Source organism: Amycolatopsis sp. (assembly GCF_035546795.1).
Taxonomy (GTDB): Bacteria; Actinomycetota; Actinomycetes; order Mycobacteriales; family Pseudonocardiaceae; genus Amycolatopsis_E.
Map to the genome: position 1 here is coordinate 149475 of NZ_DASZWC010000019.1, position 12334 is coordinate 161808.

The 12334-nt window shown below is 69.5% G+C and carries 12 protein-coding genes; 5 read left to right on the forward strand and 7 right to left on the reverse strand.

Translation table 11 applies throughout. The features are described from left to right. Positions 1-22 precede the first annotated feature (22 nt). The 4 genes from VHD82_RS12960 to VHD82_RS12975 are packed head-to-tail and all read right to left on the reverse strand — an operon-like array spanning position 23 to position 5423. Positions 23-634, reverse strand: a complete 612-nt coding sequence (locus VHD82_RS12960) for a GTP-binding protein (protein WP_325701789.1) — start codon at positions 632-634, stop codon at positions 23-25. Continuing rightward, a complete protein-coding gene (locus VHD82_RS12965) occupies positions 615-1313 on the reverse strand; it encodes a DUF742 domain-containing protein (protein ID WP_325701792.1) in 699 nt (232 codons plus the stop codon). Before VHD82_RS12965 ends, VHD82_RS12960 begins: the two co-directional genes overlap by 20 nt. Before the next feature lie 7 nt (positions 1314-1320). Continuing rightward, complete coding sequence (locus tag VHD82_RS12970; RefSeq protein WP_325701795.1) at positions 1321-1764, reverse strand: roadblock/LC7 domain-containing protein; 444 nt, start codon at positions 1762-1764, stop codon at positions 1321-1323. Beyond that, positions 1761-5423, reverse strand: a complete 3663-nt coding sequence (locus VHD82_RS12975) for a nitrate- and nitrite sensing domain-containing protein (RefSeq protein WP_325701798.1) — start codon at positions 5421-5423, stop codon at positions 1761-1763. Before VHD82_RS12975 ends, VHD82_RS12970 begins: the two co-directional genes overlap by 4 nt. Before the next feature lie 873 nt (positions 5424-6296). Between VHD82_RS12975 and VHD82_RS12980 the strand changes: the two genes are divergently transcribed. From VHD82_RS12980 to VHD82_RS13000, 5 genes are read left to right on the forward strand one after another with little or no spacing between them, the layout of a single operon-like run. Continuing rightward, positions 6297-6710 carry a DUF485 domain-containing protein gene (locus VHD82_RS12980; RefSeq protein WP_325701802.1) on the forward strand — a complete coding sequence of 138 codons (414 nt, stop codon included), beginning with the start codon at positions 6297-6299 and terminating at the stop codon, positions 6708-6710. 2 nt (positions 6711-6712) lie between these two features. Next, on the forward strand, positions 6713-8311 hold the full coding sequence (locus VHD82_RS12985) for a cation acetate symporter (RefSeq protein WP_325701805.1): 1599 nt from the start codon (positions 6713-6715) through the stop codon (positions 8309-8311). Between the two features lie 10 nt (positions 8312-8321). Next, a complete protein-coding gene (locus VHD82_RS12990) occupies positions 8322-9443 on the forward strand; it encodes a type III PLP-dependent enzyme (protein WP_325701808.1) in 1122 nt (373 codons plus the stop codon). Beyond that, positions 9436-9801 (forward strand): adenosylmethionine decarboxylase, encoded by a 366-nt coding sequence (gene speD / locus VHD82_RS12995; protein ID WP_325701811.1) that lies wholly within the window; start codon positions 9436-9438, stop codon positions 9799-9801. Before VHD82_RS12990 ends, speD begins: the two co-directional genes overlap by 8 nt. Beyond that, the gene (locus tag VHD82_RS13000; protein WP_325701814.1) at positions 9801-10655 is read left to right on the forward strand and encodes a spermidine synthase; all 855 of its coding nucleotides are present in this window, start codon (positions 9801-9803) and stop codon (positions 10653-10655) included. Before speD ends, VHD82_RS13000 begins: the two co-directional genes overlap by 1 nt. Here VHD82_RS13000 and VHD82_RS13005 read toward each other — a convergent pair. Genes VHD82_RS13005 through VHD82_RS13015 form a run of 3 tightly spaced genes read right to left on the reverse strand, consistent with a single transcriptional unit; the run spans position 10621 to position 12307 of the window. Then, on the reverse strand, positions 10621-10974 hold the full coding sequence (locus tag VHD82_RS13005; RefSeq protein WP_325701817.1) for a DUF3817 domain-containing protein: 354 nt from the start codon (positions 10972-10974) through the stop codon (positions 10621-10623). The two genes, VHD82_RS13000 and VHD82_RS13005, sit on opposite strands and share 35 nt — an antisense overlap. Positions 10975-10987: 13 nt before the next feature. After that, positions 10988-11362 (reverse strand): hypothetical protein, encoded by a 375-nt coding sequence (locus tag VHD82_RS13010; protein WP_325701819.1) that lies wholly within the window; start codon positions 11360-11362, stop codon positions 10988-10990. Positions 11363-11386: 24 nt separating this feature from the next. Continuing rightward, a complete protein-coding gene (locus tag VHD82_RS13015) occupies positions 11387-12307 on the reverse strand; it encodes a murein transglycosylase (RefSeq protein WP_325701822.1) in 921 nt (306 codons plus the stop codon). Positions 12308-12334 lie beyond the last annotated feature (27 nt).

Sequence of the window (12334 nt, forward strand, 5' to 3'; positions counted from 1 at the left end):
CGTGACCGCAGTCACCAGCGGATCACCGCTGGTTGGCCGCCCGCAACGAGATCCACTGCCGCATCGCGTACTCGACCAGCGTGATCAACGTCTGCTTGGTCGACTCCCGGTCCCGCGCGTCGCAGCGCACGATCGGCACGGCCGGGTCGATGGCCAGCGCTTCCCGCACATCGCTGATCTCGTGGTGCATCACCCCGTCGAAGGTGTTGACCCCGATGATGTAGGGCAAGCCACGATCCTCGAAAAAGTCGACCGGGGCGAAGGAGTCGGCGAGGCGACGCGTGTCCGCGAGCACCACCGCCCCGATCGCGCCCCGCACCAGGTCGTCCCACATGAACCAGAACCGCTGCTGGCCCGGCGTGCCGAACAGGTACAGGATGAGGTCGGTGTCCAGCGACACGCGCCCGAAGTCCATCGCCACGGTGGTGGTGGACTTGTTGGGCGTCGAGTCGAGGTTGTCGATGCCCCGGCTGGCATCGGTCATCATCGCCTCGGTGGTGAGCGGCACGATTTCCGAGACCGACCCGACGAAGGTCGTCTTGCCCGCACCGAACCCACCGGCGACCACGATCTTGGCCGAGGTCATGGTCTGCGGCGCGGCCGGCCGCGGTGCCTTAAAGCCGACGGAGTCCACTCAACACCCTTTCCATCAACATGAGATGCGCCTCGGCGTTGTCATTGCCGGACACGGTCTTGTGCACGGTGACCAGACCGGCATCGGCCGCGTCACTGATGAGCACCCTCGCCACGCCGATGGGGATCCGCAGGAGCGCTGCGACCTCCGCGACGGAGCGAGGTGTCCGACATTCTTCCACGATCGAGTGATGCTCGATCGACACTGCCGCACCCGAGTGCATCCGGGCGTCGGCACCTTCCTGCACGGAGATCAACGTCTCCAGTTCCAGCAGGTAGCTGGCTTTCGTCCGGCCGCCGGTGAGGGCATACGGCCGGACGACCGCGGTCTCGTCCTCCCCGAACCCGGGCTCGGGCCGGAGCGGACCGCTGTTGGACACCGCGGGCTCGAACAGCCCGGAGCCTTGCCCCGGTTCGAACAGACCCGTGTTCGGCTCGAACTCCGGCCGTGCCGGCGGCGGTGGCGGAGGTTCGGGTACGCGCGGCTGCGGGGACGGGGCCGCCTCGGCGGCATCGTCCTGCTTTGGTGCCGGGGCCGCGGTTTCGGCCTCCGTTTCCCGGGCCTTCTTCCGCTTCCGGCGGCTGCGCCCCGAATCCAGGGTGAAGCCGTTGAGGACGTCCGCGAAAGTCGCGTCGCCGTCCTCGGGGGGAGAGGATCCGCTCCCGGGTCCCGTGGTCATCGCGGCATCATCCCACCGGTTCGCCGATCAGGGCACTACCAGAGCCCTGCAGCTGTGCCCGCATTTCCGGCGTGAGGATCTGGCCGACCCGGTCCACGAGCATCGTCATCTCGTAGGCGACCTGACCGATGTCGCAGTTGGGCGCGGCGAGGATCGCGAGGCACGAGCCGTCGCTGATGGACATCAGCACCATGATGCCGAGCTCCATCTCCACCACGGTCTCGTTCACCGCACCGGCCTCGAAGCAGCGCGCGGCCCCCTGCGTCAGGCTCACCAGGCCGGACGCCACCGCGGCGAGCTGGTCGGCACGGTCGAGCGGCAGCCGGTTCGACGCGGTCAGCAGCAGCCCGTCGGCGGACACGACCACCGCGTGCGCCACGCCGGGCACACGTTCGGCAAAGTCGTTGACCAGCCATCCGAACTGGTTCTGTTGTGGCTGCGGCGAGGTCATTCACCCTCCATCGTTTCGTGTTCCGAGTCGACAGGCTGACCCGTGCGGTGCCGTCCACGCCGGACACCCGCCTGGAAACTGCTCAGCCTGCCGCGCACGTCCTGTGGGTCCCGCTGGGTCCTTGGCCCGGAAGCCCCCACGGTGGACGCACTGCCCGGCATCAGTTGTTCCCCCCGACGTCGGCGCGGCAGTCCCGCCGCCGTGTAACCCGACGGCGTCGACTGCGAAACGGCCTGGACCGTCCGCCAGCTTTCGTCCGTCTCGAACGACCAGGCCGACTCCTCCACGGACGCCGGCCGGCTGTACTGCGTGGCCTCCTGCGGCTGGGTACCGCCGGAGAACAGTTCCTCGCCCCCCGGCGAGTCCTCTGACTGCTGCCACCGGAACGCACCCGTCGCCTCCGCGGCAGCGGGTTCAGACCGGGGCCGGCGGCGTGGCAACGGGGCCGAGGCCCCCGGCTGCTCCGGAGCCTCGGGCTGCCGCTGCGGCAGCGCCGTTTCCGCCTGCTCGGCGGCCGGGCGGCGTTGCGGCAGCTGTGTCTCAGCCGCGTCGGCGGCCGAAACCGGTTGCGGCTGCTGGGTTTCCGCCGGTTCCGCGGCGGGACGCCGTTGCGGGAGCGCCGTTTCCGGCGGCTGTTGCTCCGCCAACGGACGCCGCTGCGGCAAGGGATTCTCACGACGGGGCACCGGCGACGGCGTGCTCTCGGCCGCTTCCGTCTGCTCCTGCTGCGGCCAGGCCTGCCGCTGGGGCAGGCCGGAGGACGGCCGGCGCTGCGGCAGCACCTGCGCCCCTTCGGCCGGCGATTCCTGTTGCGGCTGCTGGGTTTCCGCCGGGGCGGCGGTGGCCTCGGCGGGCTGGTCGCCCGCCGCGTGCCGGGCCCGGTTGAGGCCCTGCTGGAAGCTGCTGAGCCTGCCACGGACGTCGGCCGGGTCGCGGACCGGCAACGGCGGCGCCGCGTCGGCCTTCGCGGGCTGCGCCGCCTCCGGCGTGGCGCTGCCGGGCATGAGCTGCTCGCCCCGGCGCCGCCGCGGCAGGCCCGCGTCCGTGTAACTGCTCGGTTCGCTCTGCGAAACCGCTTGCACGGTACGGAAACGCTCGTCCGCGGCGAAGTCCCAGCCGGTGCTGGCCTTCTCCTCGGAAACACTTTCCGGGCCGGCCTCCGGTCCGGCTTCGGGCTCCTCGTCGGTCGCCGTCTTCGGCTTCGGCGCCGGCTCTTCGCTGCGGAACCACGCCGAGAGCGTCTCGTCGAAAATCGGCGTGGTCTCGCGGGTGGGCGGCGGCTCGGGCTTCGGCTCGGCCGCGGCCGCGCTCCACCATTCCGTCAGCGCGCCCGCGCTCGTGTTCGCCGCGAACAGCGCCGCGCCGCTGGGCAGCTCGTCGTCGGGCACCGCATCCGGCTCGGCCGGGGGCTCCCCGGCGTCCTCGGGCTGGATCGGGTTGAACAGCGCCGTCCCGGACACCTCGACGTCCGACGGCGGACGCGGCGGCAGCACCCCGGAGTGCCCGTTCTGGTTCCACGGCCCCGGGGTCGCGGCACCGTCGCCGAGCGTGCCGGAGGTGGTGCCCGCGAGACTGGTCAGTGCCCCGGCCCGGCCGGCGCCGTTGACCGCGCGCCGGCGCGGCAGCGCACCGGTCTGTTGGGTGGTCTCGGCGGGGGCCTGCGCGGGCACGACCGCCTCGGGCAGGTCCATCACCAGTTCGGCCGGGACGGTCACGGTGGCCCGGACGCCCACGATGTCCTTGCCGCCGTGGAGAGTCACGCCGATGTGGTGGCGGCCGGCGAGGCGCCCGACCACGAACAGGCCCATCCGGCGCGAAGTGGCCAGGTCGACCGTGGCGGCTTCGGTGAGCCGGGCGTTCGCCTCGGCCACCTCGGCCTCGTTCATCCCGATGCCCTTGTCCATGATGTCGATCAGCAGGCCACCGCCGTCCGACACCCGGGTCGACACCGTCACCTGCGTCTCCGGCGCGGAGAACGCGGTGGCGTTGTCCAGCAGCTCGGCGACCAGGCGCATCAGGTCACTGGCCCCGTAGCCGACGATCCGCGCCGTCGGCGGCGTCTGCACCTGAACCCGTTGGTACTGCTCGATTTCCGACACCGCGGCGCGCAGCACGTCGGCGGTGGACACCGGCTGGCCGGAGCGGCGGCCCGGCTCGGCGCCGGAGAGCACCATCAGGTTCTCGTTGTTGCGCCGCATCCGGGTGGCGAGGTGGTCGAGCTGGAACAGGGTGGCCAGCTGGTCCGCGTCCTCCTCGTCCCGCTCCAGCCGCTCGATCAGCTGCAGCTGCCGCTGCACGAGGCTCTGGCTGCGGCGGGAGAGGTTGATGAACACGCTGGAGTAGCCGGTCCGCATCGCGGCCTGCTCGATCGCGAGGCGCAGCGCCTGGCTGTGCACCGCGTCGAAGGCCTTGGCGACCTCACCGACCTCGTCCTCGGTGCCGACGAGGACGGGACTGACCTCGGCGCTCTGTTCGCGCCCTTCCTGGATGTTCTGCACCGCCGCCGGCAGCTGCCGGTCCGCGACGTCCAGCGCGCTGGTGCGCAGCAGGCGCAGCGACCGCAGGAGCTGACGGGTGATCAGGAAGACCACCGCGGCGGTGATCACCAGCGCGGCGAACAGCAGCACGGCGAGCAGGCCGGCGTCGGTGCCGGAGGTTTCCACCAGATCGGTCGAGGTGGCGCTGACCTGGTCGCCCAGCCTGCCGCTCACCTGGCGCAGCGAGTTGACGACGTTGTTGGAGACGGTGCCCCACTGCTCGGCGGAGATACCGTCCAGCGCGTCGCCCGCCGTCACGCCCTGCGCGGCCAGCACGCTGGAGACCAGCCTGCTGCGCGTGTCGAAGTCCGGCCCGGTGACGGTGCGGTCGAAGTCCTGACCCTGGCCGCCGGTGGCGGCGGCGCGGAAGTCCTCGAGCCGGTCGGCGAGGCGCACCTCGGCGGTGCGCAGCTGGTTGAGCTGGGTCGGGGTGAGGTTGCCGCGGACGATCCCGTAGCCGACCAGGACCTGGGAGGTCGACACCTCCTCCTTGGCCACCTGCAGGTCGTGCAGCGCGTTCGCGGTACCGCTGATCGACGCGTCGCCCATGCCCGCCACCAGCGAGGTGTCCAGGGTCAGCAAAGCGGTCGTCATCGCGGAGTACGCGTCCAGCGCCTGCACCGAGTCCAGCTGACCGGCGGCGACCTGCTGCCGCACCTCGCCGAGCCGCGCGAGCGCGTTGTTCGCGGCGGTGCCCGGCGCGTCGATCGCGTTGTCGAGCTGCGTCACGCGCTGGGTGTCGGAGCTGATCGGCCGCAGCGCCTTGTCCGAGGCGGCCCGCGCGGCGTCCAGCTCCGGCGAGCTGCCGACCGTGCCCTGGGTGAGCAGGTTCGCGGTCTGGGTGCGCTCCTGCTGCAACGCGTCGGTGAGCCCGCGGACGTCGTTGGAGAGCACGACCAGCCGGTCGATGCGCTCGTAGTCGTTGTTGCGGCTGACCTGGTTGCTGATGGTGATACCGCCGAGCACCAGGGCGATCACGATCGGCACCAGCGTCACCGCGGCGAGCTTGACCGACAGCCGCCAGTCCCGCCAGCGCGCGGCGGCACGCCATTTGGAAGGCCGTTTCGGCTGCTGGCCCAGCAGTTGTCCGACGGGCACCTGGCCCTGTCCTGCTTCAGTCACGAAAGTGACTCCCTGTCCGGCATTTCTGGTGCGCGTCCGTGGCCCGCGGGCATCCGCGATCCGGGGCGGGCCCGGCGCCACGGGGACGGCAGCGCGCAGCCCGGCTGTGTCACTCTCCGCCTCAACCGCATGGTTCTCCTCGCCACGGATGGAACGACCGCGTTGTCTGTGTGTGCGTGCCCGGTCCCCACCGGCCGCACCTTGCCCGCCCTCACCGGCCCGGTCTCCCGTGCATGATGCGATGTGCAGGATGGCTGGGACAAGATCGGTTACCTTCGATCACGGTGAGTCAACTTGGCCGTGAAAGCGTACACCAATCGAGGCCCCTTCGAACCAGCCGAAGAAAGAGCCTTCGACCTGGGGAAATACCGGGTGTAACAAGGGGTTGACGCCGGGGTCGCCGACTCGGTCACAGTCCCACCCGGATCCGGTGACGACACTGTCCGGACCACTACGGACCACTGTCACCCACACAGCGCAGGGATCGCCTGCGCCCCAGCGGAAACAGATACTGACCGTACCGTCCCACCGTGGGCAAGCAGAGAATAACGCCCGATCTCGTGTCTTTTTGGCGCCGGGCCAATCGTGACCGATTTCCAGGGAAATGTCGGTACCGGTGACCTATTTCCAATGCGTATCAATCGCTTCCCGGGCGCTTGAACGATGTGCAAAATGAGCCATTCCCGCTAGATAATTACAAAGAGTGACCGAATTTGCAAAAGCACTAGACCAATGTCGCCCGATCGGCCCAAGAACTGCCGCCAGTGGCCTTGGTTGTGTTCAGCGCGTGAACCCGGCCTGGCGTGACATCCGTGTTTCGCCGGTAGTTAGAGTGTGCGCCTCCAAGGTTCGCCAGCTCGCCGGGAGGCAGCCATGCAGAACGTGGTTCCGAGTTCCACGACCAGAAACGCCGCCGAAGAAACCGGCCAGATGCCGGTCCTGTTCGACACGCCGGACGACGAGGTCCAGCAAGCGAGAAAGCGCATTCAGCACGACTACGTGGCCATCCAGCGCGGCCCCGAGTTCGGCGCGCTGCGCAGCCGCTTTCGCCGGTTCGTCTTCCCGATGAGCGTGCTGTTCGTGGTTTGGTACCTCGTCTACGTCCTGCTCGCGGCGTACGCGCACGACTTCATGAGCATCCAGGTCTTCGGCCAGATCAACGTCGGCATGATCATGGGCGTGCTCCAGTTCGTTTCCACCGCCTTGATCACCTTCGCCTATCTGCGTTTCGCGAAACGCAGGCTGGACCCCGAGGTGGACAAAGTCCGGCAGCAGGCAGGAGTTTGAACATGATCATCAATCTTGCCGCGGACGGCGACACGGCCACCAGCAACCCGGTTCTGAACACGGTCGTGTTCGCATTGTTCGTGGCGATCACGCTGTTCGTGGTGTACCGGGTCAGCAGCCGGCGCAACTCGCGTTCCGACTATTACGCCGCGGGCAGTGTGTTCACCGGACGGCAGAACGGGATCGCGCTCTCCGGTGACTTCCTTTCCGCCGCCTCGTTCCTCGGGATCGCCGGCGCCATCGCGGTGCACGGCTACGACGGTTTCCTCTACTCGATCGGCTTCCTCGTCGCCTGGCTGGTGGACCTGCTGCTGATCGCGGAACTGCTGCGCAACACCGGCCGCTTCACCATGGGCGACGTGCTCAGCTTCCGGATGAGGCAGCGCCCGGTGCGCGCCGCGGCTGCCACCTCGACCCTGGTGATCTCGCTGTTCTACATGCTCGCGCAGATGGCGGGCGCCGGCGGCCTGATCGCGCTGCTGCTCAACATCCACGGTGGTTTCGGGCAGGCCCTGATCATCGGCGTCGTCGGCCTGGTGATGGTGGTCTACGTGCTCGTCGGCGGGATGAAGGGCACCACCTGGGTGCAGATCATCAAGGCCAGCATCCTGATCGTGACCGTCGTGCTGATGACGGTGTTCCTGTTCGGCAAGTTCGGGTTCAGCCTGTCGAACCTGCTCTCCTCGGCCGCCTACAACAGCCCGATGGGCAACAAGCTGCTCGAACCGGGCGGCTCGTATGGCGCCAACGGCACCACCAAACTCGACTTCGTCTCGCTCGCCGTCGCGCTGATCCTCGGCGCGGCCGCGCTGCCACACGTGCTGATGCGCTTCTACACGGTGCCGAACTCGCACGAGGCGCGCCGGTCGGTGGTGTGGGCGACGGCCTGCATGTTCGTGTTCTACCTGTGCACCCTGGTGATCGGCTTCGGCGCCGCCGCGCTGGTCGGCACCAAGGAGATCAAGGCGGCGCCGGGTGGCGAGAACTCCGCGGCCCCGCTGCTGGCCCTGCACATCGGCGGCACGTTGCTGCTGGGCATCGTCGCCGCGGTCGCCTTCGCGACGATCCTCGCCGTGGTCGCCGGGCTGACCATCACCGCGTCCGCGTCCTTCGCGCACGACGTCTACGCGAACGTGTTCAAGCACGGCAACGCCGACCCGGTGGACGAGGTGCGCGTCGCGCGGATGACGGCGGTGGGCATCGGCGTGCTGGCGATCATCGGCGGCATCCTGGCCAACGGACAGAACATCGCGTTCCTGGTGGCGCTGGCCTTCGCGGTCGCCGCCTCGGCGAACCTGTCCACCCTGCTGTACTCGCTGTTCTGGAAGCGGTTCAACACCACGGGCACGCTGTGGGGCATCTACGGCGGGCTGATCGCCTGCCTGGTGCTGGTGGTCTTCTCCCCGGTGCTCTCCGGTGCCTCCGATTCGATCATCAAGGGCGTCGACTTCCACTGGTTCCCGCTGAAGAACCCGGGCCTGGTGTCGATCCCGTTCTCGTTCCTGTGCGGGTTCGTCGGCACCCTGGTCGGCAAGAACAAGGCCGACCCGGAAAAGTACGCCGAGATGGAGGTGCGTTCGCTCACCGGCATCGGGTCGTGAGAATGGAGCGGTGAGCCACGAACGGATCCACCGCTTCCTCGACGAGCAGCGGCCACCCACGCCCTGTCTGGTCGTCGACACCCGGGTAGTCACCGCGCGCGTGCGGGAGTTCGCCGAAGGACTCCCGCACGCGCGTTTGTGTTACGCGGTCAAGGCGAACCCGGAGCCGGCGGTGCTGCGCGCGGTGCTCGCCGCCGGGGGCGGGTTCGACGTGGCAAGTCCGGGCGAGATCACGGCCTGCCTCGCCGAGGGCGCGCGGCCGGAGGCACTGTCCTATGGCAACACGATCAAGAAACCCGCCGACATCGCGTTCGCTCATGCCTGCGGGGTAAGGGAGTTCACGACCGACGCCGAGTCCGATGTGGAGCGTCTGGCGCGGCACGCCCCCGGCGCGTCCGTCTCGGTGCGGGTGCTCGTGGACGCCCCGCGGTCGGCGACCCCGTTCGGCCGGAAGTTCGGTTGCCGCCCAGCCGAGGCGGTGGCGTTGCTGGCCAGGGCCGCGGCGCTCGGACTCGACCCCGCCGGGCTCGCGTTCCACGTCGGCTCCCAGCAACCCGACGTGTCGGCCTGGGAGCACGGAATCGCCATGGCCGCCAAGGTTTTCGCGGAGCTGGCCGGCCTCGGTATCCGGCTACGGCGGCTCGACATCGGTGGTGGATTCGGGATCTCCTACCAGGAAACAGTGCCGCCGCTGAGCGACTACCTGACGGCCGTCCGGCGCGCGCTGGACGCGTACTTTCCCGGCGGCGCACCGGAACTCGTGCTTGAACCGGGCCGCGCGATCGTCGCCGAAGCCGGGCTGATCCGCACCGAGGTGGTCCTGGTGGCCCAGCGCGGGCCGCACCGCTGGGTCTATGTGGACATCGGGCGGTACAACGGGCTGGCCGAGACGGAGAACGAAGCGATCAAGTACCGCTTCGGCGGCCCGCCCGGCGATCGGGGGCCGGTCGTCCTCGCCGGGCCGACGTGCGATGGTGACGACGTGCTCTACCAACACACGCCCTGCGAACTGCCGCTCGCGCTGGCTCCGGGCGACCAGCTCGACATCCTCGACGCCGGTGCGTACACGGCGAGCTACTCTTCGGTGTCATTCAACGGGATCGAGCCGTTGCGGACGTACTGCCTTGAGTGACGTGGGCGCCTTCGCCGGCCGCCACGTGCTGGCCGAACTGGACGGGATCGAGCCGGACCTGCTGGACGACCCGGAGTTCCTGCGCCGAGCGCTGACCAGCGCGGTGAGTGAGGCGGGAGCCACGGTGTGTGAAGTGGTGGCGCACCGCTTCGCGCCGCACGGAGTCACGGTGCTCGCGCTGCTCGCGGAGTCGCACGCCTCGATCCACACCTACCCGGAGATCGGTTCGGCCTTCGCGGACGTCTTCACCTGCGGGGAAAAGGCCGATCCCGAGAAAGCGGTCGAGCTGCTGGCCACGGCGCTGGGCACCGAATCCGTCCAGATGTCCGTTGTCGAACGCGGAAAGGCACGCGGCTGATGCGAATCGTGGAACCACTCGGCGCCGGGCTCACCCGGCACTGGGAAATCGAACAGGTGCTGTGCGAAACCGACACGGATTTCCAGCACCTGGTGATCGGCCGGACCGCGCAGGGCATCTCGCTGTTCTGCGATTCGGAACGCCAGAGCACCGAAGCCACCCAGCTCACCTATCACGAGGCGCTGATGGTGCCTCCGATGCTGCTCGCCGACCGGGTGCGGCGGGTGCTGATCATCGGCTCCAGCGAAGGCGTGGCCGGCCAACTGGCCGTGGCCGCGGGCGCGGAGATCGTCGACCACGTGGACATCGACAGCGCGGCCGTGCGGGCCTGCGCCGAGCACCTGCCGTATGGCTACACGCTTGCCGAGCTGGCCGCGGCCGAGCGCGGCGACGGGCCGGTGCGGATCCACTACCGCGACGGCTGGGAGTTCCTGGCCACCGCCGAGCCGGGTTACGACGTGGTGGTCGTCGACCTGCCGGACGAGAACGACGACCCGCAGGCACAGCACAACCGCTTGTACGGCAAGGAGTTCCTGCTCCGGTGCGCCGCGCTGCTCGCGCCCGGCGGGGTGGTCGGCAGCCAGGCGGGCTGCCCGACGATGTGGCGCAACGAGACGCTGATCAACGCCTGGCGCCGGTTCACCTCGGCCTTCGGGACGGTCGTCTACTACGGCTCGGACGAGCACGAATGGGCTTTCCTGTGCGGCCGGATGGACCGGAAAGCCCCGGACCTGGTGGCGAAACTGGCGAGCTCGCCCTACCGGCCCGAGACGATCGACGCGATGGCGCTGCGGGGCAACACCGTGCCGCCGCTGTCGGTCAGAGCTTCCGCCCCGCCTCCACCCGGCGCGTGACGGCGCGCTCGGCCACGAACGACAGGAACGGGATGGTCCCGGCGAGCAGGACGAGCACGGTGCCCTTGATCGACCACCGGGCCTTGAGCGCCAGGTCCACCGCCACCACCAGGTACACCATGTAGAACAGGCCGTGGGTGACCCCGGCCCAGCTCATCATGCCCGGGGAGTCGGCGGCGTACTTGAGGATGAACGCGGCGGTCAGGCACAGCAGGGCGACACCGGTGGCGTACGCCAGCACCCGGTAGCGCACCAACGGACCCCGAAGCGGCGCCGCGACCTTCGCCGGGGCACCCTCGCGCTCTTCCGTGCTCACCATTCAGGCCTTCTCTCTAGCGGTCTTGTTGGTCTCGTGCGTGCAGCTCGGCGAGATAGCGGTTGTACGCGGCAAGCTCGTCGTCGCCCTCCTCGATCCGTAGGACCGGCCTGGGCGCGCGCTGCTGCTTCGGCAGCTCGGGTGCCGGCTCCGGCGCGGCTTCGTCCTGCTCCGCGGCCTCCCGGCGGAGCTTGCGGATGCGCAGCACCATGAACGCCGGGAACAGCCCGAACAGCGGCCACTGCAGGACATAGCCGAGGTTCTGGAAGGTGCCGGTGGCCGATTCGAACCGATCCCACTGCCACCACGCCAGCCCGCAGCACACGAGCAGGCTGATCAGGCACAGCACGCCGATCGAGAGACGGCGTGGCGTGAAGAACCCGGCTGGCACGGCTTCGACGCTAGCACTTCCGGGTCAGGAGACCTTGACTACCTGCGCCGCCTTGGCGTAGGAGTCGGCCAGCCCGAACACCTTCTGCGCGTATTCGACCGAATTGTTGTAGGACAGGATCCCGTTCCACCAGCCCTGCGCGCTGGACATGTCACGGCCGCCGGCGCAGAGGTACTTCGCCGCGGCCAGTGCCGCCGCGTCGATCTGCTGCGGGTCGTAGCCGCCACCCCATTTCGCCCAGGTGCTCGGGATGAACTGCATCGGCCCGACCGCGCGGTCGTAGTTGGGATCCCCGTCGAAGCGGCCGCCGTCGGTGTCGGGAATCGCCTGCACGCCGGCCGAACCGTCCAGCGGGACGCCCACGATGGCCTTCGTCGGGTACCCGTTGGACTGGAGCACGGCGCCGCCGTACTGGCCGTGGTTGGACTCGATACGCCCGATGCCCGCGAGCGTCGCCCACGAGATCTTGCACGAGGGCTGGCTGTCGCGGAGCGCGAGTTCGGCGTTGCCGTAGCCGACGAGCGCCCTGGCCGGGATCCCGGTGACGGCGGAGACCTGGCCGGCCCACTTGGAGAGCAGGTCCTTGCCCGACTGCTTCTGTTGTTGCGGCTGCTGGACCTGCGGCTGCTGAGTCGCCGCGACGGGCGCGCCGCTGATGGTGGCGTTCACCGGGGCCGTCGACCCCGGCTGCACGTCGGCCGCCGCCACCTGCAACGCCGGGATGTCCGTGGTCGTCGGGCCCGCCTCGGGCGTGCTGGCCCTGGTGGTCACCCAGACCCCGGTTGCCGCGAGCGCCAGCACGGCGGCCACGATCCCGAGCCTGCCGAGTGCGGCCACCCCCGCGGGCCTCGCCTTGCGGGTCTTGCGGGGGGAGTCGCCTTCCGCCTCTTCTTCCTCGGCCGTGGGCACGTCGGCAACGTCCTGCTCAGTGTCCTCGGTGCCCAAAATCCAGCCCTTCCGGCGACGGCGTCT